This window comes from Martinezella sp. CNPSo 3795 (assembly GCF_057784475.1).
The window spans coordinates 207545-233834 of record NZ_JBXSOQ010000002.1; the positions used below are offsets into that span (position 1 = coordinate 207545).

The following is a 26290-nucleotide window of genomic DNA, read 5'->3' on the forward strand; positions in this document are numbered from 1 at the left end:
CACTTCATACACGGGCGTGATTGGGTATGGGGTCAGATGGCGAGTGCGTATGACGCCTGCTCGGCCTGAAGATATGCGAGCATGCGTGCGATCCCCTCCTCCAGACCGACCGAGGGAGTCAGTCCGTAGGAGCGTTGCAGGGCCGTGTCGCCGCAACGGTAAAAGACACCCTCCGGATGATTCGATCGCCCGCTGACAGCCGGCTGCCAGCCGATCCGCCGACTGATCGTCTCGGCGAGTTCGATGAAGGAAGTCGCGGTGCCGGTCGATAGATTGAGGCTTGCCCCATCTGGAAGCAGCTCCCTCGTCCGCCAGATGAAGTCGATGCAGTCCGAGATGTGGATAAAATCCCGGCACTGACGGCCCGAGCCCCAGACGAAGACCTCGGGCGCCCCCTTTTCCGCAAGCAAGCGGCGGCAGATCGCCGGGAAAGGATAGGCAAGATCCTGATCCTCGCCATAGCCGCTGAACGGCCTGTAGGCGATGGCCCGCCGGCCGTAGCGTTCGACATAGAGTTTCATCAGATATTCGCCGGTCAATTTTGCCCAGCCATAGCTGAGATCGGGGACACCGACGGAGGCGTCGAAATTGATCATCTCCTCCGACAACAGCCGATGATTGGCGACGGTCTGTAGCGACACCGGATAGGCCGCGCTGGAGCTGAAGAATATGACCGAACCGGGTTTGGCGCGCGATGCCCATTGCCACAGTTCCGCATCGACCGCCAGATCCTCGGCGACGTCGAGCGCGCGCGTCTCGAGCGTCAAGCGACCGCCGACGAGCGCGGCCAGATGGAAGACATAGTCGAAATGCTCTGGAGGCCGTGCGAAGAACGTCCGGCAATCCTCTTCGCAAAAGGTGAAGCGGGAACGCCGAAGCCGCTGCCACAGTTCCGGATGCAGCGCGCCCGTTCCCGCGACCAGGGAATCGACGCAGACGACATCCAAGCCCTCGGCAAGAAGCCGCCGGACAAGATGCCGGCCCACGAAACCGCAACCACCAGTCACCAATGCGCGCACCATCGTCTCCCCCCAACCACTATGCGGAAAAATCGCCCCGTCCCAGATAGATATCCACCATGCGGCGCCCCCATTCCGCCCTGCTCGGCGCGATGCGGCGGCCAAGGGCCAATGCCCCTTCGCTCAGCCGCCGCATCAATCGGTCGTCATCCGTCGCCATCAATTTCTCGGCCAGCGAATCCGCATCGCCGCTATCGAAAACCAGGCCGGCGCCATTCTCCTCGACCTCCGCCGCGATCAACGCATTGCTGCTGACGATGACCGGGATGCCGGACATCAATGCTTCGGCGGCGACCAGGCCGTAAGGCTCCGGCATGCGCGACGGCATGACGAAAACGCGCGCTGTGCCAGCGATCTCGCTCACCTCTTCGTCGCTTAGCCAGCCAGGCACATGGCAATGCGGCAACAGCCGCCGCATCTCGGCTAGCAATGGCCCACGCCCGATCAGCGTTGCCGTCCTACCCGTCTTGTTGAGCGCATCCGCCAGTGTCTGAACCCCTTTTTCCCAGCACATGCGACCGAGGAAAACAGTGCGGCGGTTGCGCCACGCCTCGACGGGCGCCGGCGTCAATGGCTGCGTCGGCGTGCGCAGCGTCGTGAAATGCCGGAAGGGGCCAGTGCGCAGAAACGCCTCCATGCTCTCATGCGCCAGGACGATGTCCACCTGGCTCCAGAACCTCTCGCCGACCCCCTGCTGTGTCAGGGTGCGGCGGAAGCGCCAAAGCTTATGGAGATAACTGCGCTTGTCGCAATTGGTCGTCAGGCAGGCGAGAGATAGCGGCTTGATGTCGCAAACCTCGCCGCTGCGGAAATTGATAAGGCCGCCATTCGGGCAGGTCAGGAAGAAATCATGCGCCGTGACGATGACTTTGACCCGATGCCTGGCAAGGGCATAGAAAATCGAGGGCGAGAGGATCTGCGACCAGCCATGTACATGGACAACGGTTTCCTCATCCGATTCCCGAAGCAGGCCCTCCATCGCCTCATAGGCCCGCCGATTGTAGTTCTTCGCGAGGATATCGACGGTCGCCGGGCCCTCTCGAAGGGCGCGCTCGCCCAGCGCAACCGTGCGGATATCGGCAAAGCGCGGCTTGAGGCCCTCACCATCATCACCGACCAGCATGGCGCATGTCAGCCCAGCATCCCTGCTTGCCTCAAGACATTGCAGCGCCACCTTGGTCGCGCCACCGCGAACGATCGAAACATCATTGACAAGTATGAGACGCATGAGACCAGCAACTCGCCTGTGGCATTAACCCGACGCGGCGAAAGAAACCGTCCTCTTACGTTTCGCGCCCGATACATAAAGCGCCCTAACGCAGCAAATTTTCAATTCATCCATTCGCACGAGAGCATCCCGCTTTCAGGTTGAATCCACAGGATCTCTTTCGATGCATGAGAAGGAAATGCCGGTAGCGCATGCTTACCAAGCCATGTGCTCCAGCTTGCTGTTCGTGCAATTGCCAGGACGCTCTATTCAAACCGGAGCATTAGCGCGCGATTTGGTCTGGCGACTGGACGGGGATTTCAAACGGTAGGAAGTGTTTGAGATTGGCTGTGATCACGACGAGCTTATGAACACTTGCCGTTCCTGCAATGACTGCATCCGCCGCGCCTGGATCATGCCCGGCAATGACCGCCTTCGCCTCGAGCCTTCCGGATTCAAGCGCGACATCCTTGTCGACGGGCAGGATGTGATCACCATACCCGGCAATTAGCCCTTGTAGCCAGGTGTGAATCCCTGCTGCCTTTGCCTTCGCACCTTTTGCTTCCAATAACCGAACGCCCTTTTCGATCTCGTGGATAGTCAACGCGGAAAGATAGATTGCGTCCCGCCGATCCTGTTCATCCACCCATTCGGCAAACGTGTTCGATGCACTTGCCTTGGAGGGGGCGAACATGGAGATCGCGTTGGTGTCGAGAAGAAAGCTCACAAATCGACCTCACGAGAGGGAGCGGGATTTCTTGAGAAAACATCATCGCTAGGATCGAAATCACCCGGAAAGGTCTTCAGATATTGCACCAGGCTCGGCCGGCCGCTCCGGATCGCCTTTCTTGCCGCCTCGGCCACCCCCACGCTAACGACGACGGCTGCAGCGCGCCCGTGGCGCGTAATCGTCACGAACTCACCGGCGGCAGCCTGATCGACGACATGGGAAAATGACGCCTTGGCATCCTTTAAGCTGATCGTTGTCATGGCGAATCCCTAAAAGGTCACATATGACCTCTTTTAGGGATGCATTTGTGCGAAATCAAGGCATGGAATAGCGATTGTAGTGAAGTTCAGGCTGCCGCTCTCAGCCCCTCGCCTTCTTCACGGCGATCTCCATTTCCTTGAATGGCCGGCGGAAGGTCGGCACGCGCTCCGCGACCTCGGGGAATGCGCCGAACGGCCTGTGCGGCTCGGCCTGATACCAGAAGGCGACCGAGGAAATATCGTCGGAGCGGCGGTTGGCATGGCCGTGCTCGATCGTCACGCGGATGTTCTTTTGAAAGATCGCCGGATCTTCAATATGCCAACGGTAGAGCGTCACCGGCTCGGTCCAGTTTGGACCGCCGGCGGCGATGATGCCATGATAAGGCGCGCTGTATTCCTGGGTCGGGCACCATGCCGTATTGAAATAGTCCTCGGTGCCGGTGCCGTGCAGGGTCGGCGGCCAGGCGTCGTTGGCACCGGATGCGGATTCATCTCGCGGTTCGATCAGCCCTGCCTTCGGCCCGATGCGCGGATCGGGCTTGCGCACCGTGTCCGGCACCGAGAGCCCCTGTTCGCCATCGATGAAGATCATGTCATCGCCTTCGCCGTACCAATCCCACACCTCGGAGCGGCGGCGCGAATAAACGCTATAGAGAACGCCGACATAGTGACCCCGGCCTTCGGCCTCGAGGATCGTGTAGTTTTCCTTGCCGTCGACGTTCTCGCCGCCGAAGAGATATTCCTCATTGGTGAGGCCGGCGTCGCTCATGCCTTGAGGCTGCGATTGGCGATATTGTGCGTGGAAGCGTCCCATGTCCTCCTCGAGCATCTGATGAAGCTCGAGATCGACATAATAGTAGAATAGCAGGTCGTGTTCGGCCTCGTTCGTCACCGTGAGCTTCATGTGCGAGCCGAAGGGCATGGGGAAGTAGCAGTTGAACGCCTTGCCGTCTTCGGGACTCGCCTGCATCGGCAGGCTGGCGTAATTCGCCGTGCGGCCATGGCCCATGCCGAAGAAATCGCCGATCGGTGCCTCGATGCTCGGCGCCGTCTCGCCATCCCAGTAGGCGCGAAGCACGATCTTGCGCAGGAAATTCTCGCTCTCGCAGGCAAGCGTCGCCCAGATATGGGTGATGATGCCGGCGCCCGAGTGCTCGGCGATCACCTCCGTCTTTCCCGGCTCGATATGGAAGCGGTCGTCGTTGCCGCCGGTGCGGTCGTAGCTCGAAAAGCGGCGCGTCCTTGCTTCGCGCAGTTTAGCCAGCCCACGCAAGGGTGAAAGGCCGAGATTGCTCATAGATGTCTCCTGTCTTGAGGAAAACGGCTATTTCAGGCCGCTGGTCTTCAGCGAGTCCATGACCTGCCGCTGGAAAATCACGAAAAGGACGAGAGTGGGGATGGCGACGATGGTGGAGGCCGCCATCATGTAGTTCCAGGAAGCCGAATACTGGCTCTTGAAGTTGGCGATGCCGACCTGCACCATCCAGAGGTTCGGATTGGAGGTGATCGTCAACGGCCAGAGGAAGGAATTCCAGTTGGCGAGGAAGAACAGGATAGCGAGCGCCGACATGATCGGCCGGCTCAATGGCAGGATGACGCTCCAATAGATCCGCCAGTAACCCGCGCCGTCGATCACCGCCGCCTCCTCGATCTCGCGCGGCAATGAAAGATAGTACTGCCGCAGCAGGAAGATGCCGAAGGCGTTGAAGATCGCGGGAATGATGAGCCCCGCATAGGAATTGATCATGCCCATCGCCTTGACGATGATGAAGAGCGGCACGATCACCACCGGCAGCGAGACGAGAAAGGTCGAGAAGATCGCCAGGAATATGATCTCACGGCCTGGAAAGCGCAGGCGCGCGAGCGCATACCCCGCCATGGTGTGGAAGAACAGCGCGACGATCGTCACCGTCGCCGACACAAGGAAGCTGTTGAGCATGTAGCGAATGAAGGGCACGCCCGTCAGCACATAGATGAAATTGTCGAGCGTCGGCGCTTCCGGTATCAGCGATGAGGAGAAGGATTCGGCTGCCGGCTTGAAGGCGATCGAGACCATCCAGAGCAGCGGAAACAGCGTCATCAGCGCCAGGATGGCAGCGATCAACATCCACAGGCAGCGCACCAGCGTTACCTGCGATCGCGCGAGATAGGCGTTGGAGGCATCATTCGGCATGATCGAAACGTCCTCCACGCGTGACGGCGAAGAAAATGGCTGTCACGGCCATGAGCGCGATGACCAAGATCGAGGACATCGCGGCCGCATAGCCGAAGGCGCCGAAGGAAAAGGCTTGCTGATAGATGTAGACGATCAGCACCGCCGTCGAATTGGCCGGGCCGCCCTTGGTCATGACGTAGATGATGTCGAAGGCCTGGGCACCGGCAACGGCGGCAACCATCGACACCATGAGAACGAAGAAACTCGTCGGCTTCAAGAGCGGCAGCGTGATGTATTGGAAACGCTTGACCGGGCCGGCGCCATCGATCATCGCCGCCTCGTAATACTCCTTCGGTATGTCCTGCAGGCCACCTAGGAAGATCAGCATATAGAAGCCCATCAGGAACCAGACGCTGACAAGCACGACGGTGATCAATGCGAAATTCGGATCGCCGAGAAATGAAATAGCGGGAAGACCGAGGTTCGCCATGGTCTGACCAACGACGCCGATCTTGTCGATCACCATGAATTGCCAGACAAGGGCGACGACCACGAGGCTCACCATGTTTGGCGCGAAGAACATCGACCGCATGACGGCATTGAAACGGTTGGTCCGCTGCACGAGAAGCGCCAGCCCCAGACCGGTCACGTACAGCGAGGGCACGAGCATGACGGCATAGAGCGCCGTCACCCTCGCTCCCTTCCAAAACAGGGGGTCATGCCACATGCGGATATAGTTCTTGGCGCCGACGAAATTGTAGCCGCCGAAGCCGTTGACTTCATAGACGCTCAGGGCGAGCGACAGAAGCATCGGCACGCCGAGAAACAGAAAGAGGCCAAGCGCGTCGGGCAATATGAAGAGGTAGCCCGCGATCCACTCGCGATGCCGGGCGGAAAGGCCTTTGCGCCTGCCATTCGCATGGCTTGTCGTCGCATCTGCAATTGTCGTCATGATCTCGTCCCGGAAGGAGAGACGGCCGCTTGAGCTGATTGCCGCGGCGACCGACGTTTCTTTTTAAAGGATCGGCGCGCCGCTATAGGAACCAAGGAACGCGTCGAGCTGCTGCGAGGCCGAAGTTGCCGTCGCTTGAGGATCGGCGCCGCCGAGCTGCGTCTGCTGGATCGCATCGGAAATGATCTTGTAGACTTCTGGTGGCACGCGCGGTTCGGCACGCGCTCCCGGATAGACATCGGAGGCGAATTTGCCGATCATGCCGGTCTTGAAGGCATCGCCGCCGGCGGCAAGAGCGCTTTCGCGCGGTGGCATGTCCGACTTGCCCTTCGTGCACCAATCGGCGACGCGCTGAACGGAGCCTTTATCCTTGGAGGCCAGCGCCCAGGCACAGAACCGCGCCGCCGCATCCGGATTCTTGCTCTTGGCGTTGGCGACGAAGGCCCAGCCGCCGCCGACGGTCACATATTTGCCGTTTGGCGGTGTCGGCAGGCGGAAGACGCCATATTTGAAATCCTTGGCATTGCTCTGCAATTGCGAGATGCCCCAGATGCCGACATTCTGGATGGCGCAATAGCCCGAGGCTAGGTTGGCGACCGTGTCATTGGCGCCGCTGCCCATCACCTGGCGCGGAGCCGCCCCCGAGTTGACGGCATCCTGCCAGAACTTCAGAGCCTGCACGGTTGCGGGAGAATCGAAGGCGCTCTTGCCGTCCTTGCCCTGGAATTCGCCGCCTCCCTGCCAGAGGAAAGGATACCAGGTGAAGTTCTGATAGTAGCCCGGCTGGGTCTCGAAGAGCACGCCGAAACGCTTCGGCGTCGTCAGCTTCTTGGCAAGCTCAAGCAGGTCGTCCCAGGTCTTCGGAACGTCATTCTCGTTGAGCTTCGCCTCTTCGAAAGCCTTGACCGAATAGTACATCGCCATCGGCTCGACTTCCATCGGAATACCGTAGATCTTGCCATCGACCATGCGGTTGGCGATCACGCTTTCGGGAAAATCCTCCTTGGCATCGATATGGGGCGTCAGGTCCTGCAGGACGCCACCATTGTAATAACGCAGGAAATCGCCCGGCGAGATCAGGAAGATGTCCGGCCCCTCGCCAGAGGCGAATGCGGTCGCGAGCTTCGGTCCATTGATGTATTCCGCGTTCGGCACATATTCGAGTTCAACCTTTTGCGGATGGCTGTCGTTCCAGGCCCCGACCGCTTTCTCGAACCAGTCGATCTGGCTCTGGACCGGGCCGCCGGGCGCGTAGAACTGCCAGAACTTCAACGGCGCGCTTTGCGCACGGACGGCCATGCGCGATATGTAGGGAAAACCGCTCAACCCGGCAGCCGCGCCGGCGGCGAGGATCGCGCCGCTCTTGAGCACGCCGCGACGGGTCACGGGGGCGATGAACTTATCCTTACCAGTCATGACTTCCTCCCATTTTGTGTTACCGTCACCACTCTCCTCCCGGGTGACGGAGCCTCAATTCATGCGGTATCGTAGGCGTGTAGATTGCAGGGGATCACGTCCGAACGCGCAGGTCCGGCATAAGCTCCCGAAAGCCGCTCCAGCAGCATCTCGGTCGCGCGGTGGGCAAGCAGCGACGGCGTGTTGCCGACCCTTGTAATCCTCGGCCTGACATATTCGAGCTGCGGCTGGTCGCCGAAGACGGCGACGCCGATATCCTTCGGCACGCTGATGCCGCGATCGAAGAAGGCGGCGAGCGCTCCCGCCGCCATCAGGTAGTTTCCGAAGAAGATCACCGAGGGCAGGTTGTCGCCATGGCTTGCCAGAAGCCAATCGACCGCCTCTTGCCCTGACGGACCAAGATAACTTCCCTCCCGCCGCAATTCGGCAATCGGCTCGACGCCGTTGTCACGCAGGCCCTGCTCAAATCCGGCGGCACGCGCCATGGCCTCGGCGAAGAAGGACGGGCCGGTCAGATGCGCGATCCGGCGATGGCCCTTCTTCGCCAGATAGGTTCCCATCTGATGGCCGCCGCCGAAATCGTCGATCTTGACGCTGTCGACCGCCTTGTTTGGCAGGTCGCCGATGAACACGGTGGGAAGATCGATTTCGAGCAGCGCGTCATGCATGCCATGGAGCGCGAAATCGCCGACGATGAGACCGTCAATGCGCCGGCTGCGGATCTGGCGGAGATAGTGCTCGCCGTGCTCCTGCGAATGGCCGCCGGGAACATCGGTATTGAAGATCAGGAGATCGACCCCGATCGCCTCGAGATCGGACTGCGCCGCCTGCACCATCTCCGGATAGAAGGGGTTGCGGATATCCGGGATCAGCATGGCAACGAGATTGGTACGGCCGGTCCTGAGGCTTTGGGCGAGCGGGTTCGGGACATAACCAAGCTCCGCGATTGCCTCTTGAACGCGCTTGCGCAAATCCGCCGAGACACGGTCGGCATGATTGAGCACATGCGACACAGTGGTCGGCGACACTCCGGCACGCTTGGCAACTTTGGCGATTGTGGTCATTCGCGCAGGCTACGGCATTGTAAATCGATTTGCAAATGCTTTTGCAAATCGATTTACCAAGTGTCTATCCGGTAATATCAGCACATATTCCCGCGCTCCGGCACTACCCACCCTTGCCGTATCGACCGGCTGAACCAAATAAAGATTGCCGCCCGCTCTTCGGATGCAGGCCGCGAAAGTCACCACCCGATCGCATCAGGCAATGAATCAGTCCGCCATCAGCAAAGCCAACAAGGCGCTCCATACACGGATCATCGCCGGCATCGGCGGCCTTTTGGCGGGCGCACTGTCGCTTGGGTATTCGATCTACCAAACCCGCGAAGAAGCGGAAGTGGCACAGGTGGCGCCTGGCAAACCCGTCGATGCCGGCCAATGGATAGTGACGCTTCATTCCGGCGGCGTCGCTGCCGAAACGCCGGATGGCCGACACCTTCCCGATGGCAAGAAAGCGCTGACGCTCGATCTGACCCTTGAGAACATGACGGCGGAAAGCTCGAATTCGTATCGGGATACGCTGAAGCTCGAAAATCTCGAAAATCCGCCGGTCCCACAATTCTATCTCGTCCGGGACAATGATTTGCTTTGGGATCTTCAGCCGATGATGCCGGAAAAGGTCAAGGTCGTCTGGCAATTGCCCGTGACGCAGGCGCTTCCCAAAGTGCTGAATGTCGCGATCGTGGGAACCACTTACAAGCCGAAGGACAATCTCTATGCCGCACCGGGCTGGTTCAATCCGAACGACGTGGCGCGCGTCGGCTTGCCGCTTTCGGCGGGGCAAGGAGCAAATCCTTGACACGTCTCTTTCTTTCCGTGTTGCTCGTCGGCGTGGCCGCCCTGCTCCTGGCTTTCCTGCAATCGACGACACCGAGCTACGCCGTCCTAACCGGCCCCATCGAAACGTCGGGACCGCAGAAGGACACCGTGTCGAGCAAGACGTTCAGCGTCAAGGTCGCCAAGCTCCTGCGCGCGAGGACGATCGCGTTTACCTCTTACGGCAAGCCGGTCGAGCGACAGACCGAAGGCGTCTGGCTCATCGTCAGTGTCGAACTACAATCGAAATATGACACAATGACCATCCAGGCTGCGGCGATTGAAGGAGCTTCCGGCCGCTCCTACCGGCAGACTCATCGTGCCGATGGTGCCCCCCGCCTTCTGCCATCCAAGGATTTACAGCCGGGCCTGCCGACTTCAGGCATCTTCATCTTCGAACTGCCGGAAGACGAAACGAGCAATATGACACTGGTGCTTTCCAGGCAGCCATCACCTCAGCTGGATTCGGAAATTCGCGTCAAGCTCGACGGTGGAAGCGTCGAGACGCGCGATCGCGCGGAGATCGGTAATAATGGCGTCTAGACGGGAACGACGGCTTTGGTTGGCATCCCTGCTTAGCCTGCCCTTCTTGTTCGCCGGCTATCATGCCATCAACGCATGGCGCAACGCCGAGGATTACATCAAGCGAAGCGAGCTGCGCGTAAGCGGCAATATCGGCGGGCAGACCTATGCCAAGGCCTCCTGGACACTCGACCAGGCAAGGGTGATCGGTGATGGGCGTGACGGGAAAATGACCTTCCCCGGCCAGATGCGCCTGGTGATCGTAAGGCTGACCGCGAGAGCCGAAGACGATATTGGACAGTCCTGGGCTCAATGCAGCCTGACCCTGACGGACCCGAAGGGGCGCCGCTGGCAGCCCCTCAATTTCATTCTCTCCAAGGATCTCAGCCGCGACCTCGATCCACAGGCCACTCCCATCGATGGCTGCGATACCGTATCGCGCCAGCCGCCCGCCAAAAGCGCGAATACGCTCATGGAGGAAAAATTCGTCGTGCCGGCCGACGCAATCCCCTCCTTGTCGGCACAGCTGAGCTTCGCTTCGACGAGACCGGACGCCATATCCTTTCCGCTGCGGCTGAATTAAAGCAGAGCCACGAGACGCTGAACCGCTCCGTGCTTCAGCTTCCGCCGCGGCGCCATTGCCGCCCCTGAGCGAAACCGATTTCCAGAGCCGCGGCAAGCAGGCAAATCTTGATCGGCATGATGAGGACGCCGTCACCCGGCGCGCTTGGACTGCCGAAGACGAGCGAAATGGCCTGCGCGATCATCTGCCACAAAGGCAGATCGTGCGGACCGATCAGCCTGGAGATGCCGTACCAGGCCCAGGCCGAGCTCCAATCCAGCAGCCGGTAAAGCAGAATGACTGATAGCATCAGCCCGAGACCGGAGCCGAGGGTCAGCCCGACACCCTCGGCCAAGGCACGATAGCGTTTTGCCGTGCCCGCGATGAAATGCGAAATGAAATCACGGATCGCCTTTGGCAGCGACCGCCAGCGCGAAACCGCGCGCGCCAACCGGCCCTCCGTCAGCGGGCGCTCGCCATTGATGTCGTAGCCATAGACCACGGCGGCGAGCGTCAGCCAGACGACGGGATAAAGAGCATAAAGGAATAGGCCGCGCATTTGCCTGGAAAAGGAAAACGACGCGTCCTCCGCCGTCGGCGGAAAGATGGTGGCCGCCGCGGCATCGCCGACCGGATTGAGAAAGCCGAAAAAATGCCCGATCGTTTCGGGAAGCTTGGCGACCCAGGAACGGATGTCGCCTTCCCAGGTCGAAATGACAAAGAGACCGATGAAGGCCCAGTTCGCCTCACAAACAACGATGATGACAGCCCAGACAGGCGCTTTCGAACGCGAATGCATGAATTTGGCGAAGCGCCTGACCGCCCAGGCAATGGCAACCGATACGAGGAGCCAGGCACTGCCGTCGAATTTCAGAGGATTATAATCCTCCCCGAACGGCATCAGGTCGAGCGATAGCCTGGAATATTCCCTCACCGTGTCGCCGAGAAATCCCCAGGCGGCATAGTAGGCGAAGAATGGCACGAGGGTCAGCGCGAGTATCGAGGTAAAGCTGGGCGTCGCGGCGCCGTCGCCGGTATCGGTTTCCGACCGGGCAGCCGCGGCACGCGAGGCGGCGTCAAGCGAGGCCAACCCGGGTCGCACGGTCTCGAACAGCGCGACGATAATGACAAGCTTCAGGAGAACGACAAGGGCCAGGGTAGACAGCCCGGCCAGCGCATTCAGCTGGCCGATCATGACCGCCAGTTCGTTGAGAAGCGAATTTCCGATTAGGCCGAGCAGCCACAGCGCCATCAGCTGCGGCCAGAAGCGCCACAGCAGTCGCAGGGTGAGCGACGGCAGCCGGAACGAAAGCCGGAGCGGCGGGCGGGTATCCGGAGAGAGAACCGTCATGACGCGCATGGTAGCAATCGAACCGTCAGTCGCCAAGACGCCTCTACAGGTTGCCAGGCGAACGGATGGCCCCGCGCCTCCGGCGAACCCGATCAAACCTTTCGCACCCTGCGCCCGGTTCTGATGCCAGCCGGTGCGGCAACCGACGCACGTTTGACAAGCGAGCATTCGAGCTTGGTGATCTGGTAGCGGCGCTCTCGCGGCAAGACGGCCGTTTCCAGATGCTCGATCGCCCATTGGCCCATTGCCATGTGAGGAAGGACGGAGGTCGTCAAGGGCGGCACGAGATGACGGCAGATGTCCTCGTCGTCATAACCCATGACCGACATGTCCTCCGGAATATGGAGGCCAGCCTCCTTCAGCGCTTCGTAGCAGCCAATGGCGGTGCGGTCGTTCTGGCAGAAAATCGCCGTCGGGCGCTCGCGGAGCGAAAGTAGTTTCATGGTGCCGGCATAGCCGGCGCTCGCCGACCAGTCACCCTCTATGACAAGCTCCGGATCGAATGGAATGTCGGCCGTCGCCAGGGCGCGACGATAACCGGTCAATCGATCCTGGGCGGCCTGCATCCACGGTTCGCCCGTGATCGTCGCGATGCGATGATGCCCATGCGAGATCAGATGCCGGGTCGCGGTCTGCCCGCCGGCGATTTCGCTCGGAACGACGGACGGAAAGGCATAGTCGGACGTATAGCAATTCAGAAGAATGATCGGGATATTGAGATCATAAAGATAATCCGGCACCTCCACCTCGCGGGTGAAGATCGTCATGTAGATGAGCGCCGAGATGCCGCTGTTGGTGAGCGCCTTGATCGCTCTCGGCTCCATGACGGGATCACTCATGGTCTGTGCGACGAGCAGAACGTTTCCGGCATTCCAGCAGGCCTGGCGCGCTCCTTCGATCGCGACAACCGCCTCCGGACTGGTTGCAAGCTGGTCGACGGCAAAGCCGATGACGCCATCGAGCCTCGACGGAGACAGCAGCGCCGGCGGCGCGGCAAGCACCGGCGCGACATAGCCAAGCTGGCGGGCTGCCTCGATGACCCTCTCACGGGTCTGCTGCGATAGCCGCATGCCCGGCGTATTGTTGAGGACGAAGGATACCGCGCTTTGCGAACATCCAGCCGCTTTGGCGATATCGGTCATCGTGACCCTCGTGCCGGAACGACGGCCGCTTCGCTTCGTTGCCCTGTTGTCGGTGGCCGTGCGATCGCCGTTCGCGGCCGATATCTTCTTCACTGCGTCTCATCTCCCCTGAAGCGAAAACGGCCTACGATCCCCACGGCCGCCTTCATGCGCTAATTTTTATTATCATCAATTGCACGATCTCGGCAACCGGTGCGGATAGGCATACAATCGCCACCCACATCTTCAAGCGCGAGATCGCTGGCAATTGAACCAAATAGCTAGATTTTCGAGAGTCCGCCGCTTCGCGCACAGGCAACTGTATTACTAATACTATTTACTAATTGAAATTAGTCGTATACCGTCGGTGTCGTGGTGGGACGTGCCTTATCTCGCTCGGCGAGAAAACCCTAGGAGGGGGTTCAGGACCGGCCTGCCGCGAGTTGCAACCAGATCCCGCAGGCGGATCTATGGGAGGACGATCATGAAATACGTAACACGGGGCGCTGCCGCCTTCGCGGCAGGGTTGCTGCTGAGTTATGCGACGGCGACCTATGCCGCCGACAAGCCGACTCTCGCATTTGTGGTCAACGGCGCGTCCGACTTCTGGAAGGCGGCCGAAGCCGGCGTCAAGAAGGCTCAGGCCGAATTGCCGGACTTCAACATGGAATTGAAATATCCTGAACAATCGTCGGTCGCGATCCAGCAGCGATTGATGGAAGACCTCGTGGCGGCCGGCGTCAAGGGCATCATGGTTTCGGCCGTCGATCCCAAGACATCAACGGAGGGGCTGAACAAGATCGGCTCGGAAACGGCGCTGTTCACCACCGATAGCGACGCACCGGATACGAACCGCGTCGCCTATATCGGCTCATCGAACGTCGATGCCGGCAAGCAGGCCGCCGAGATCGCCAAGAAAGCCATGCCAAACGGGGGCAAATGCATCGGCTTCGTGGGGCTTCTCGGCGCCGACAATGCCAAGGAGCGCATCCAGGGCATGAAGGATGGCCTGGCGGGCACGAAGATCGAATTGACCGACGTGCGCGGCGACGACATCGACCAGACGAGAGCAAAAAAGAATGTCGAAGACGCGCTCGTCGCGAGCCCTGACGTCACCTGCATGGTCGGCTTCTACTCCTACAACACGCCGCGCATCTATGAAGCACTGCGCGAAGCCGGCAAGCTCGGCCAGATCACCGTCGTCGGCTTCGATGATGATCCGATCACGCTCGGCGGCGTCAAGGAAGGAACGATCGCCGCGACGGTGGTGCAGCAGCCCTATCTCTGGGCCTATCAGGGCATGAAGCTGATGGCCGCCTACCTGAAGGGCGACAAATCGGGCATTCCCGCCAACAAGCTGATCATCATCCCGACGAAAATCATCGGCAAGGACGACGTCGATGCCTATGCGGCCAATCTGAAGGCCATGGCTGGCAATTAAGGCCTACCAGCAGCGCCGGTTGCGAGGACCGGCGCTGCTCGAATGCAGTTGCTCACCTCGTCGCGGCTCTCGAAGCCACATCGCACAGGCGTGATATTCGTTATGAACCAGCGTTCGGATAACTTGGCACCGGCTGAAACCACGATGCCCTTTCTCAGCCTTTCGGGAATCGGCAAGACCTATCCGGGCGTGGTCGCGCTCGATAATTTCTCTATGGATGTCAGCGCCGGCGAGGTGATCGGTCTTGTCGGCGAGAACGGCGCCGGCAAATCGACGCTCATGAAGATCCTTGGCGGCGTCGTCAGGCCGGATCATGGCAGTATTCGGCTCGATGGAGCCGAGCACGGGGCCTTCACGGTCGAAAGCAGCATCGCCTCCGGGATTGCCTTCGTCCATCAAGAGCTAAACCTTTTTGAAAATCTCGATGTCGCGGCCAATATTTTCCTTGGCCGCGAACCATTGCACGGCGGCGCCCTGAAACTGGTCGACCGCGCCCGCCTGCGCGAGATGGTCGCCCCTCTTCTGAAGCGCGTCGGCGCCAATTTCTCGCCGGATACGCCGGTGGCGTCACTATCGCTTGCCCAGCAGCAGATGGTCGAGATCGCCAAGGCGTTATCCATCAATGCCCGTCTCGTCATTCTCGACGAGCCGACCTCGAGCCTGCCGCTTGCCGAGACGGAAAAGCTGCTGGCCGTCATATCCTCGCTGAAAGCCGAAGGCATCAGCGTCATCTTCATTTCGCATCGCCTGCATGAGGTCGAACGTGTCGCCGATCGCGTCATCGTTCTGCGCGACGGGACGCTTGTCGGCACATTGGCGAAAGACGCCATCGACCACGATCGCATGGTGAAGCTGATGATCGGGCGGGCATTGGCCGCGCGCTCCGTGGACGCGGCTCGTCCGCCGGGCGATATCGCCCTGAAGATCACGGCGGTCCGCACAGCCGCCTATCCGGCGCAGCCCGTCAACCTGGATATCCGTTACGGTGAAATCCTGGGCCTTGCCGGTCTCGTCGGCTCAGGCCGGACGGAACTTGCCCGCGTCCTGTTCGGGGTCGACCATAGCTATGGCGGCACCATCGCCCTCGGCGGACGCGATCTCAAACTGCGATCCGCCAGGGACGCTGTCGCCAATGGCATTTTCCTGGTGCCCGAAGATCGCAAGCTGAATGGCATCCTGCTCGATATGCCAATCTCGCAGAACATATCGTTGCCCAACCTTCCGGCCTTTGCGCGCCGCTCCATGGTTTCACCGGAGCGAGAAAATACCATGGCCGAAACACAGCGCAGGCAGCTCGCCATCAAGACGCCATCGGTCGCGACCCGCACGGGCACGCTTTCGGGCGGCAACCAGCAGAAGGTCGTGCTCGCCAAATGGCTGGCGATGCACCCGAAGGTGCTGATCTTCGACGAGCCCACCCGCGGCATCGATATTGGCGCGAAGAGCGAAATCTACAGCCTGATGCGCAAGCTTGCCGATGCCGGTGTGGCGATCCTGATGATCTCGAGCGACATGGAAGAGGTGATCGGCGTCTCCGACCGCATCGCCGTCATGCATGAGGGTCGGATCTCCGGCATCCTCGAAAAGGATCAGTTCAGTCAGGAAAACGTGCTTTTGCTGGCCGTCGGCAAAACGCTACACTAGAGTGGTTCAGCTATCCAAGGAAACCTGAACCTCTCTATCTCATTGTTTTTGCGCAATTTCCCGCGAAAGATGCTTCGCACTTCGCTTGGAATTGCTCTAACGGCCGCGGCCAATGGGAATTGATATCGATGAGTAAGAAAGATCTAGGCCTGCTTTTGTTGATCATCGTTGTCGGCATTGTCGTGACGATCATCAATCCGCGCTTCCTGTTGCCGATCAACCTCGCCAATACGTCGAACCTCATCGGCTTGTTTGGAATCCTGTCGATCGGCCAGGCTTTCGTCATCATCACCGGCGGCATCGAATTGTCCGTCGGCTCGCTGGTTGCCTTGCTCGGCGTCCTGTTCATCGATTTCATCGCCGTCCAGAACATGCCCTGGGCGATCGCCCTGCCGCTGATCCTGATCCTTGGCGGCCTCCTGGGAGCGATCCATGGCTGGCTGATTACCCGGCTCAACCTCCAGCCTTTCGTCGTCACCCTTTGCGGCCTCCTGATCTATCGTGGCGCGGCGCGCTTCTACACAGCGGACGGCACGGCCGGCTTCGCCTTCGGCCAGAACTTTCCGACCCTCGAATTCCTGACCGCCGGCCGCTTCTATGGCGTGCCGAACACCTTCATCGCGCTCGTGATCATCGCCGCCGTCATGTGGATCGTTCTGCATCGCTCCGTGTACGGCCGCTATCTCTACGCCATCGGCAAGAATGAGGAGGCGGCGAAATATTCCGGCATCCGCACCAGGAAGATGGTAACGGTCGCCTACATCATATGCGGCGTGCTGACGGCGCTTTCAGCGATCTATTTCGCCATGTACACCCGCTCCATTTCGCCGGCGAGCCATGGGCAATTCTATGAGCTCTACGCGATCGCCGCGGCGGTGCTTGGCGGCTTTTCGCTGCGTGGCGGTGAAGGATCGCTGATCGGCGTGGTGCTGGGCACGATCCTGCTGCAGGAATTGCAGAACCTCGTCAACCTTTTGGGTATCCCCTCCTCGCTCAACTTCGCCGTCATGGGCGGCGTCATCCTGATCGGCGTCTTGATCGACCAGCAATGGAGCGCCATCCGGGCGCAACGGCGCCTCGCCTCCGCCGCACGCCAAGCTGAAACGCGCCAGCCCGCCGAACAACCGCAGTCATGATGCCGCCACCGGCCGGATGGACCCGAGGACGTCCTGTACGATCGGTAAGGCCATGCCACATGCCCGTGATTTCAGGAAGGCCCCGACCTGTTGCAGACGAGGCATCCGTAAGCATGCATGATGATCCCATGCGTTTCGCAGCGGCGGAGGTCGCTTTCGGAAAAGGTCGAATGGATCGCCGCGCCGCTTGCCCTGATATCGTGTGGTCCGAATGCCGACACCAGCATTCGCAAACGCATCAGGCGCGGCATCAGCCAGTCTTCCTTCGGCTCGTAGCCCAGCTTTTCCCAACCGACTTTCGATTCCGCGGCGGTAATCGCCCGAATTAGAAAATTCCGATCCGCGGCAAATGTCGCGACGTCCCAGGGCATTTCGGCGATGTCGAATCCCACCGCCCCAAGTCCCAAGACCGCCTGATCTCGCGAAGCGATCCAGGATGCAAACGCTTGCTCCGACCTCGTTCGCGCCAACACCGAAGCAGCGATGGCGAGAACTTCCATGAAGACGTCGGTCAATCCGTTCCCCATCTGAATCGCGGGTAGCTCCGGACGAGCCTCGCATGTTATTCGGTTCGCCATGGCTTTGAGATGGCTCCATTCGCTGCTGCGTCACCGACGGAAAGAACTCGGCCTTGTTGTGCTCAGGTCATCCACTTGCGGTGTTCGACGAAACGCTCCGCCAAAAGGTCGATGAACAATCGCACTTTCGTCGGCAGATGGCTACGGTTCGGATAGATCGCGCTGATCGTGAATTCCACGGCGCGATAGTCGGGCATGACACGCACGAGACGGCCGGCGGCGACCTCTTCGAAGACGATGAAACTCGGAGCGAGAAAGATGCCCTGCCCGCTCGCCAGGAGAAAGCGCAGCGTCTCCGCGCTGTTGGAGACGACATTGCCAGAAATCTTGACGCCCACCTGCTTGCCATCGGCATCCTCGAAACGCCATTCGTCGCCATAGGGGTAGTAGGTATATTGCAGGCAATTATGCTCCGCGAGGTCGGCCGGAACCTTCGGCATCGGATGTGTGTCACGATATTCGGGCGAGCAGACGAGCATGTGCCGCCAGGGCGTGAGCTTGCGCGCGACGAGTGTCGAGTCGGATGCGGGGAGGGTTCGGATCATCAGGTCGTAACCCTCCTCGACCATGTCGATCGACCGTTCGCCGACGTTGAAATCGAGCGAGATCGCGGGATATTGCGTCATGAATTCGTTGACGACGGGAAGCAGGAAGCGGACTATCGCGCCGCTGGTATAGAGCTTCAGCGTGCCTCGCGGCATGGTACTAAGCGCGCCGGCGGCCCGATCGGCCTCCTCGAGATCGGCCAGGATCTGTGAGGAACGCTCATAATAATATTTGCCGGTTTCCGTCAAACTGATTCGGCGCGTCGTCCGGTTCAGGAGCCGCGCGCCCAAGCGGTCTTCCAACGATTGCACGTGATTGCCCACCATGGTGACGGACATGTTGAGCCGGCGAGCGGCGGCGGAAAAGCCGCCGCATTCCACCACCCGGCCAAAGACTGTGAGGCTGGTCAACCGATCCATATTGTCCTCGGATTATCCACTGTGACTTGATGATCCTTCCCGATTTGAGGAGATTATCAGAAGGACGGTTCGGATGCATCTTCATCGCATCAAAATGACCCCGGGCAAAGGGGTGGCGCATTGAAGGAAACGGACGATGGTGGAACTCCCCCGCAACGAAGCGTTCAAGAACGCGAGCCAAGCCGACGCTGCTCCGGCCAACGAGGTCGCAAGGTCTCCCACGAACGAAGCCCCGCGCGGCGTGGCCGTCGAAGCGCCTGTCGCTTCGGCCACGCCCAAGACAGGCGGAAAGCTCATCAAGCGCGGCGTGCTGATCGCCGCGCTGCTGGCTGGCGTCGCGATCGCGGCGGATTTCGGCTATCGCTACTGGACGGTCGGGCGCTTCATCGAATCCACGGACGACGCCTATGTGAAGGCCGATTACACCACGATCGCGCCGAAGGTCGCCGGCTATATCAAGGATGTGCTTGTCAACGACAATGACAAGGTCAAGGCCGGCCAGGTGCTCGCCCGCATAGACGACCGCGATTTCCAGGCCGCACTTTCCCAGGCGAAGGCGGATCTCAAGGCCGCGGATGCGGCGATTTCCAACATCGATGCGCAGATCCAGCTGCAGCAATCGCTGATCGGGCAGGCCAAGGCGACGGTCGACGCGTCGCAAGCCTCCCTGGATTATGCGATATCGGATGCCGCGCGTTCGGCTCGGCTGATCACCAACGGCGTCGGCACACAGTCGCGCGCCGAAGAGACGGCATCGGCCAGAAAGCAGGCCGCCGCCGCCGTCGAGCGCGATCAGGCCGCGCTCGTCGCCGCTCAGAACAAGGTGCCGGTGCTTCAGACCCAGCGAGACCAGGCAGCCGCCCAGCGCGATCGGGCCGCTGCGGCCGTTCAGCAGGCCGAGCTCAATCTTTCCTATACCAACATCGTCGCCGCCGTCGACGGCACGGTCGGCGCCCGCTCGATTCGCGTCGGGCAGTATGTGACATCGGGAACGCAGCTGATGGCGGTGGTGCCGCTGCACTCGGTCTATGTCGTCGCGAACTTCAAGGAGACACAGCTTACCTATGTACGTCCCGGACAGTCGGTCGAAATCAAGGTCGACAGCTTCCCGAACGTCACCATCAAGGGCCATGTCGACAGCCTCTCGCCGGCAAGCGGGCTCGAATTCTCGCTGCTGCCACCGGACAATGCGACAGGCAATTTCACCAAGATCGTCCAGCGCATACCGGTGAAGATCGTCATCGATGACGATAACCTCGTCGGTTTGCTGCGCTCAGGCATGTCGGTGGAGCCGGAAATCGACACCAAGGCCATCCAGACATCGACAACGGACGCACAAGGATTATCCAGCCACGCTGGATGATCCTTCCCGATCTTCATCGATTATCACCTCCGTATCGTCATGAGATTATTCCGGCATGAGCCGGAAGGAGACGCGCCGTGGCTACCCTTCAGATCGCCGCAAACAACAATTCAGCCGCATCCGAGAGCGGTGCATCCGCTCCGGTTGCCCGGCCCGCCATGAGCCCGCTGCGCATGTGGACCGCCGTCGTTGGTTCGACACTTGGCGCCTTCATGGCCGTTCTCAACATCCAGATCGTCAATGCCTCGCTTGCCGACATCCAGGGCGCGATCGGCGCCGGAACGGACGATGGCGGCTGGATCTCGACCTCCTATCTGATCGCCGAAATCGTGGTCATTCCCCTTAGCGCCTGGCTCGCCCGCGTCTTTTCCGTGCGCATCTATCTGCTGACCAACGCGATCCTTTTTCTCCTTTTCTCGGTCGGCTGCGCCTTTGCCGCCAATCTGCAGCAGATGATCGTGCTGCGCGCCATACAGGGCTTCTCGGGCGGAGTGCTGATCCCGATGGCCTTCACGATCATCATCACCTTGCTCCCCAAGCCCAAGCAGCCGATCGGCCTCGCGCTCTTCGCCCTTTCGGCGACCTTCGCGCCGGCGATCGGGCCGACCATCGGCGGCTACCTCACGGAAAACTGGGGCTGGGAATATATCTTCTACGTCAACCTCGTGCCCGGCATTCTCATGGTCGGCATGCTCTGGGCCTCGCTCGATCGCGCGCCGATGAACCTTTCGCTGCTCGCCAAGGGCGACTGGCCCGGCATCATCACCATGGCGGTTGGCCTTGCGGCACTACAGACCGTGCTTGAGGAAGGCAACAAGGACGACTGGTTCGGTTCGCCCTTTATCGTCCGCCTCTCTGTCATCGCCACGGTCTCCTTGACGCTCTTTCTCATCATCGAACTTCGCGCCGCCCATCCGCTCCTCAACCTGCGCCTGCTGGCGCGCCGCAATTTCGGCTTCGGCATCGTCGCCAATTTCCTGATGGGTGTCGCCCTCTATGGCTCGGTCTTCATCCTGCCGATCTACCTGACGCGTATTCAGGGATACAATTCCGAGCAGATCGGCATGGTGCTTGCCTGGACCGGCATTCCGCAGCTCATCCTGATCCCGCTGGTGCCGCGGCTGATGAAACGTGTCGATGCCCGGCTGCTGATCATCGTCGGCTTCGCGCTTTTTGCCGCTTCGAATTTCATGAATGTTCACATGACCGGCAACTATGCCAGCGATCAGCTCTTCTGGCCGAATATCGTGCGCGCCGTCGGCCAGGCACTCGCCTTCACGCCGCTGACGGCGATCGCCACCGCCGGCATCGAGCAGGAAAATGCCGGCTCCGCGTCGGCACTCTTCAACATGATGCGCAATCTCGGTGGCGCGGTCGGCATCGCCGCGCTGCAGACCTTTCTCACCAAGCGCGAGCAGTTTCATTCCAACATCCTCACGAATTCGGTCTCGGCATTCGAAGAGGCGACCCGTGCCCGCGTTGCCAATCTGACAAATTACTTCATGGACCATGGTGTCAGCGACCAGGCGCTTGCCACGCACAAGGCGATCGTCGCCATCGCCGCCAGCCTTCGCAAGCAGGCCAACATCATGGCTTTCAGCGACACGTTCTTCCTGCTCGGCGTCGCGCTGGTCATCGCCCTCGTCGCGAGCCTGCTTCTGAAGAAACCCAGCCACCTTTCCGGCGGTGCGGCACACTGAGCGCCGCATCTCAAAGAGGAGGAGATAGCCATGACCCTGCTGCACGACATGCCCAAAACCTCGATCATCAATTCCAGGACGGGCCATATTGGCGTCAATACCGCGGCTACCCTCAGCCTGATCGAATGGCTGACGGGCGATGAATGCCACGCCCTCGACGAGGCCGGCCTCGTCGCCGGGCTCGGCCGCCGCCTGCGGACCCTTGGCCTTCCCATCGATCGGTTGACGCTGCACCTGACGACGCTGCATCCCGAATTCATCGGCCGCACCTTCGCCTGGGCGCCCGGCGAGCCGGTCGAGATCCATGATCGCGAACATGGCTCGCGTCTCGCGCTTGCCAATACGCCGCTCATGAAGGCACAGGAGATGCGCGAACCGCTCGTCGTCGGTCCGGGTGAGAGTCCGCACGGGCGCTGGCAACATATCGACATATTTTCCGGCCGGGGGCTCGTGCAATTGATCGTGGCGCCGCTTTGCAACGCCGACGGACCGATCAGCTGCGCCGTCTTCGCCACGCGGCGGCCAGGCGGCTTCACATCCGGCGAGCATGACCTGATCGAACGCATCCTGCCGGCCTTGCGCAACACTTGCGAGCTCCGCGTCCTCAGACAATGCGAACTCAGCCTTCTCGACACTTATATCGGCCCAATGACGGCGAGCCGCATCCTCGCAGGACACATCCGTCGCGGAGAAATCGAATCCATGGAGGCCGCACTTCTGCTGTGCGACCTACGCGGCTTCACCGAGCTTTCCAATCGGCTGCCAGGCGGCACCGTGCTCGGGCTCTTGAACGCCTATTTCGACAAGGTGATACCGGCGATCACCCACGAAGGTGGAGAGGTGCTGAAATTCATGGGCGATGCGGTTCTGGCATTCTTTCCAGGCGCCGATGCGACCGGAGCCTGCGATGCCGCGCTGACCGCGGCGAAGACAATTCTCGATGAAATAAGCGGCTTCGAATATGAAGGCATCAGTGTCAAGGTCGGTATCGCGCTGCACTATGGCGAGGTGAGCTACGGCAATGTCGGCTCCGGCAACCGCCTGGACTTCACCTTGATCGGCCCTGACGTCAATATCGTCAGCCGTATCCAGAACGTCTGCAGCGAGAGCGGCCAAGCGCTCCTGATATCAGGCCCATTCCAGCAAAAGGCTGATATCACCGATGCGATCTCGATGGGGCGGCAGCCGCTGAAGGGCTTCGCCAATGCGATGGAGCTGTTTGCGATCGCGTGCTGACGCCACCGATGAGAGGAGAGAGGTTGGGCCATCCATGCATTCGATCGATCCCTCGATTGCTCGGATGGGGTTTCCTATCCGAATTTCCCGCCAAGCATGTGTTGCATTAAATCAACAACCAGTTTTTCCGTTTCCGAATGGCTCCGGCTCGGATTTACAAACAACCTGAATGTATATAGCTCTGTCATCAGAACCTAATTAGCTTGCGATCTGGTGGGGTTGTTGTTTCAGCCGCCAGCTACGAGGTTCCATCGGGGTGGGGATAGTACCGGCGGTCTATTGCAGATGCAGTGCCTGGTTTGGCTTCCTGTTTGCGGGGAGCACTTCCATGGTAGCCTATTATGCTCGCTCCTTGGATTACGTAGAAATAATTACGACAAGGAGTTTACAATGAACATCAAGAGCCTTCTTCTCGGCTCCGCTGCCGCTCTGGCGGCGGTATCCGGTGCTCATGCTGCCGACGCGATCGTCGCCGCCGAGCCGGAACCGCTGGAATACGTTCGCATCTGCGACGCATATGGCGCTGGCTACTTCTTCATTCCCGGTACCGAAACCTGCCTCAAGGTCGGCGGCATGGTCCGTACCGAAGGCAAGTGGTACGATGCCTACAATGCCAACAGCCACAACGGCACTCTCTGGCATACCCGCGCTCAGCTGAGCCTCGACACCGCGACCGACACCGAATACGGCCCGCTGAAGACCAACACGGTCATCCGTTGGGATTGGCAGGAAGGCAACTCGACCTCCAGCAAGCTGCTGTTCGCCAACATCAGCCTCGGTGGTTTCCTGGTCGGTAAGGCCGACTCGCAGTTCAACTATTACATCGGCTATGCCGGCGACGTCATCAACGACGACGTGATCTATGACGGCCCGTACGAACTCAACCAGTTGACCTACACCTACGATGCCGGCAACGGCTTCACGGCTGTCGTCTCGGTTGAAGACTCGAACTCCAGCGGCTCGGGCGCTGGTTATGGCGCGAGCTGGGCAAGCGACGACAAGGCCAATCACTACGCTCCCGACGTCGTTGCCGGTGCTGGCTTCAAGTCTGGCGCATGGGGCTTCAAGGTCGTCGGCGGTTACGACTCCATTAAGTCGGAAGGCGCCATCAAGGCTCGCGTCGATGCTGACTTCGGCGTCTTCTCGGCCTTCTTGATGGGCGGCTGGAACACGGACGGCGACAAGCTGAACAAGTACGCTGGCACCAACCTGGCTCGCTCTTCTTGCCCGGCTAACGATGCATCGAAGTGCGGCTGGGGTGACTGGGCTGTCTGGGGCGGCGTTGGCGTTCCGATCAACGAAAAGCTGAAGTGGAACCTGCAGCTCGCCTACACCGACTCCAAGATCTTTGCCGCTACCACGAACGTGAAGTGGAACCCGGTCAAGAACCTGCTCATCGAGCCGGAAGTCTCCTACACCAACTTCGATTCCGTGAACCAGGATCAGTGGGCTGGTATCCTGCGCTTCCAGCGTAGCTTCTAATAGCGAATTACCTGGTCTACCTAGGACCAGGTACGGGAAGCCTGATGTACCGATCCATCAGGCTTCTCAAGGCGATCGGTTGACCTCCGATCGATCAAAGCCGGAAGGATCCGATTTCCCCCGGCTCTTTCTTATCCCCATGCAAGATCAACGCTGATGACGTCAATCCGGCGCGTAGAACCCCGCTTGGTGGGCAGCCCGATCCAGCTCCTCCCGGAAATCGGGATGGGCAAGCGCGATCATCGCCCTTGCCCGCTCCGCCACCGATTTTCCCTTGAGGTTCACCCAGCCATATTCCGTGACAACGATATGGATATCGTTGCGCGATGTCGTTACTGGACCTGTCAGCGTCGGAACGATACGCGAAAGCGTTCCCTTGGCCGCCGTCGCATGACAGGCGATGATCGAGCGGCCACCACGTGAGCCATAGGCGCCTCGGACGAAATCCACCTGCCCGCCCGAGCCACTGAACTGCCTGCCATTGACGAATTCGGAATTGCACGCGCCATTGAGATCGATCTGCAGCGTCGCATTGACCGACACCATGCGATCGTTCTGGGCGATGACGAAGGGATTGTTCACGTAATCCACGGGATGTGCTTCGACATCGGGATTATCGTTCAGGAAGTCGTAAAGCGGCTTGTCTCCCAGCGCGAAGGTGAAGATGGTTCGCCCGAGATGTATCTGCTTGCGGCTATTATCGACCACGCCGGCCCTGACCAGGGCGGCAAGTCCCGATGTCATCATTTCGGTATGGATACCGAGATGGCGATGCCGCGATAGACCGGCGCAAACCGCGTCCGGCAACGCGCCGATGCCCATCTGCAGGCAATCGCCGTCGTCCACAAGCCCCGCGACGATGGCGCCGATCGCATCATCGACTTCCGAGCGAGGCGCGGCAGCGAGCGCCGGCAGGCTTGCGTCGTTCTCGACAAGCGCGGTGACGCTCGAGACCGGGATCATGCAATTGCCCCGCACATAGGGCATGCTGGGATTGACCTCGAGGATCAGCCGGGCACCGGGCTTGCGGGCGACCGCCAGGGCATAATCCGTGCTGGCGCCGAGACTGAAATTTCCGTCCGCATCCATGGGCGAGACGGTGGCGATCAATGTATCGACGCCGACATGCTCCACCAGGGAACGCGGCACCTGGCTGAAATGGCACGGCACGATTTCGGCGGCGGGCAGCATCTCGGCCATTCGCCGCTTATCCAGGGCGCGATCCACCGCTCCATGAAAATAACTCATTGGAATGATGCGGTCACGCAGGTCGAAGTCGAGCACGCTCGAGCCGGCAACGCCTGTACAAAGCAGGTAGTAGAGCCGGACATTGTCCACCGCGCCGGCCCGCGCGCGTTCGGCCAATGCCGCTAGAATGGCGGGCGGCTGGCCGGCAGCGATCGGCATGGCGATCTTCGCGCCCGATGGTATCAAGGCAACGGCCTCATGGGCAGAGCGCACGCGTTCGCGGTATTGCGTCTGATGATTAGCGGCCATCGAGTCCTCCCCCTGAATGCCACCGTCAGCACAATTTGGCATCCACCGCGGGATCGCGATCGACCCTCCTCCAAGGTCG

24 protein-coding genes are annotated in these 26290 nt (G+C 60.3%); 10 read left to right on the plus strand and 14 right to left on the minus strand.

The features are described 5' to 3' along the window. Positions 1-32: 32 nt before the first annotated feature. The 9 genes from AC13QY_RS05840 to AC13QY_RS05880 form a co-directional block, all read right to left on the minus strand. Positions 33-1022: an NAD-dependent epimerase/dehydratase family protein gene (locus AC13QY_RS05840; protein ID WP_488492876.1), complete on the minus strand. Its 990-nt coding sequence runs from the start codon at positions 1020-1022 to the stop codon at positions 33-35. 16 nt (positions 1023-1038) lie between these two features. After that, positions 1039-2247: a glycosyltransferase family 4 protein gene (locus AC13QY_RS05845; RefSeq protein WP_488492877.1), complete on the minus strand. Its 1209-nt coding sequence runs from the start codon at positions 2245-2247 to the stop codon at positions 1039-1041. A gap of 262 nt (positions 2248-2509) precedes the next feature. Then, the gene (locus tag AC13QY_RS05850) at positions 2510-2953 is read right to left on the minus strand and encodes a PIN domain-containing protein (protein WP_488492878.1); all 444 of its coding nucleotides are present in this window, start codon (positions 2951-2953) and stop codon (positions 2510-2512) included. Continuing rightward, on the minus strand, positions 2950-3216 hold the full coding sequence (locus AC13QY_RS05855) for a type II toxin-antitoxin system Phd/YefM family antitoxin (protein WP_113333363.1): 267 nt from the start codon (positions 3214-3216) through the stop codon (positions 2950-2952). The genes AC13QY_RS05850 and AC13QY_RS05855 overlap by 4 nt, the downstream gene beginning before the upstream one ends. Before the next feature lie 100 nt (positions 3217-3316). Continuing rightward, positions 3317-4513 carry a glycoside hydrolase family 172 protein gene (locus AC13QY_RS05860; protein WP_488492879.1) on the minus strand — a complete coding sequence of 399 codons (1197 nt, stop codon included), beginning with the start codon at positions 4511-4513 and terminating at the stop codon, positions 3317-3319. A gap of 27 nt (positions 4514-4540) precedes the next feature. Beyond that, on the minus strand, positions 4541-5389 hold the full coding sequence (locus AC13QY_RS05865) for a carbohydrate ABC transporter permease (RefSeq protein WP_488492880.1): 849 nt from the start codon (positions 5387-5389) through the stop codon (positions 4541-4543). Beyond that, positions 5379-6323, minus strand: coding sequence for a carbohydrate ABC transporter permease (locus AC13QY_RS05870; RefSeq protein ID WP_488492881.1), 945 nt, complete (start codon positions 6321-6323; stop codon positions 5379-5381). The genes AC13QY_RS05865 and AC13QY_RS05870 overlap by 11 nt, the downstream gene beginning before the upstream one ends. A 63-nt stretch (positions 6324-6386) precedes the next feature. After that, on the minus strand, positions 6387-7739 hold the full coding sequence (locus AC13QY_RS05875; RefSeq protein ID WP_488492882.1) for an ABC transporter substrate-binding protein: 1353 nt from the start codon (positions 7737-7739) through the stop codon (positions 6387-6389). Between the two features lie 59 nt (positions 7740-7798). Further along, positions 7799-8803, minus strand: coding sequence for a LacI family DNA-binding transcriptional regulator (locus AC13QY_RS05880; protein ID WP_113354638.1), 1005 nt, complete (start codon positions 8801-8803; stop codon positions 7799-7801). A gap of 202 nt (positions 8804-9005) precedes the next feature. On the opposite strand from AC13QY_RS05880, the gene AC13QY_RS05885 reads away from it, so the two are divergent. The 3 genes from AC13QY_RS05885 to AC13QY_RS05895 are packed head-to-tail and all read left to right on the plus strand — an operon-like array spanning position 9006 to position 10718. Next, positions 9006-9596 (plus strand): hypothetical protein, encoded by a 591-nt coding sequence (locus AC13QY_RS05885; RefSeq protein WP_488492883.1) that lies wholly within the window; start codon positions 9006-9008, stop codon positions 9594-9596. Beyond that, positions 9593-10156 carry a DUF4352 domain-containing protein gene (locus tag AC13QY_RS05890; protein ID WP_488492884.1) on the plus strand — a complete coding sequence of 188 codons (564 nt, stop codon included), beginning with the start codon at positions 9593-9595 and terminating at the stop codon, positions 10154-10156. Before AC13QY_RS05885 ends, AC13QY_RS05890 begins: the two co-directional genes overlap by 4 nt. Next, a complete protein-coding gene (locus AC13QY_RS05895; protein WP_488492885.1) occupies positions 10146-10718 on the plus strand; it encodes a hypothetical protein in 573 nt (190 codons plus the stop codon). Before AC13QY_RS05890 ends, AC13QY_RS05895 begins: the two co-directional genes overlap by 11 nt. A gap of 34 nt (positions 10719-10752) precedes the next feature. Here the strand turns inward: AC13QY_RS05895 and AC13QY_RS05900 are convergent, their stop codons facing one another. Further along, positions 10753-12084, minus strand: coding sequence for a hypothetical protein (locus tag AC13QY_RS05900; protein WP_488492886.1), 1332 nt, complete (start codon positions 12082-12084; stop codon positions 10753-10755). A 56-nt stretch (positions 12085-12140) separates the two neighbouring features. Next, a complete protein-coding gene (locus AC13QY_RS05905; protein ID WP_233788747.1) occupies positions 12141-13283 on the minus strand; it encodes a LacI family DNA-binding transcriptional regulator in 1143 nt (380 codons plus the stop codon). Between the two features lie 370 nt (positions 13284-13653). On the opposite strand from AC13QY_RS05905, the gene AC13QY_RS05910 reads away from it, so the two are divergent. The 3 genes from AC13QY_RS05910 (at position 13654) to AC13QY_RS05920 (ending at position 17390) form a co-directional block, all read left to right on the plus strand. Next, the gene (locus AC13QY_RS05910) at positions 13654-14610 is read left to right on the plus strand and encodes a sugar-binding protein (protein ID WP_113333353.1); all 957 of its coding nucleotides are present in this window, start codon (positions 13654-13656) and stop codon (positions 14608-14610) included. Positions 14611-14712: 102 nt separating this feature from the next. Then, positions 14713-16254, plus strand: coding sequence for a sugar ABC transporter ATP-binding protein (locus AC13QY_RS05915; protein ID WP_488492887.1), 1542 nt, complete (start codon positions 14713-14715; stop codon positions 16252-16254). Positions 16255-16382: 128 nt separating this feature from the next. After that, positions 16383-17390, plus strand: coding sequence for an ABC transporter permease (locus AC13QY_RS05920; protein ID WP_488492888.1), 1008 nt, complete (start codon positions 16383-16385; stop codon positions 17388-17390). A gap of 71 nt (positions 17391-17461) precedes the next feature. Here AC13QY_RS05920 and AC13QY_RS05925 read toward each other — a convergent pair whose 3' ends face one another. Both AC13QY_RS05925 and AC13QY_RS05930 read right to left on the minus strand, forming a co-directional pair. After that, positions 17462-17905, minus strand: a complete 444-nt coding sequence (locus tag AC13QY_RS05925; protein ID WP_488492889.1) for a hypothetical protein — start codon at positions 17903-17905, stop codon at positions 17462-17464. A 125-nt stretch (positions 17906-18030) separates the two neighbouring features. Further along, a complete protein-coding gene (locus AC13QY_RS05930) occupies positions 18031-18933 on the minus strand; it encodes a LysR family transcriptional regulator (protein ID WP_113333349.1) in 903 nt (300 codons plus the stop codon). Positions 18934-19069: 136 nt separating this feature from the next. Here AC13QY_RS05930 and AC13QY_RS05935 point away from each other — a divergent pair, with 136 nt between their 5' ends. From AC13QY_RS05935 to AC13QY_RS05950, 4 genes are all read left to right on the plus strand, one after another. Beyond that, on the plus strand, positions 19070-20296 hold the full coding sequence (locus AC13QY_RS05935) for an HlyD family secretion protein (protein ID WP_488492890.1): 1227 nt from the start codon (positions 19070-19072) through the stop codon (positions 20294-20296). Positions 20297-20373: 77 nt separating this feature from the next. After that, complete coding sequence (locus AC13QY_RS05940; RefSeq protein WP_488492891.1) at positions 20374-21996, plus strand: MDR family MFS transporter; 1623 nt, start codon at positions 20374-20376, stop codon at positions 21994-21996. Positions 21997-22044: 48 nt separating this feature from the next. Continuing rightward, complete coding sequence (locus AC13QY_RS05945; RefSeq protein ID WP_488493386.1) at positions 22045-23232, plus strand: adenylate/guanylate cyclase domain-containing protein; 1188 nt, start codon at positions 22045-22047, stop codon at positions 23230-23232. Between the two features lie 390 nt (positions 23233-23622). Beyond that, on the plus strand, positions 23623-24714 hold the full coding sequence (locus AC13QY_RS05950; protein ID WP_488492892.1) for a porin: 1092 nt from the start codon (positions 23623-23625) through the stop codon (positions 24712-24714). 162 nt (positions 24715-24876) lie between these two features. On the opposite strand, the gene AC13QY_RS05955 is transcribed toward AC13QY_RS05950, so the two are convergent. Continuing rightward, positions 24877-26211, minus strand: coding sequence for an acetyl-CoA hydrolase/transferase C-terminal domain-containing protein (locus tag AC13QY_RS05955; protein WP_113333344.1), 1335 nt, complete (start codon positions 26209-26211; stop codon positions 24877-24879). Positions 26212-26290 lie beyond the last annotated feature (79 nt).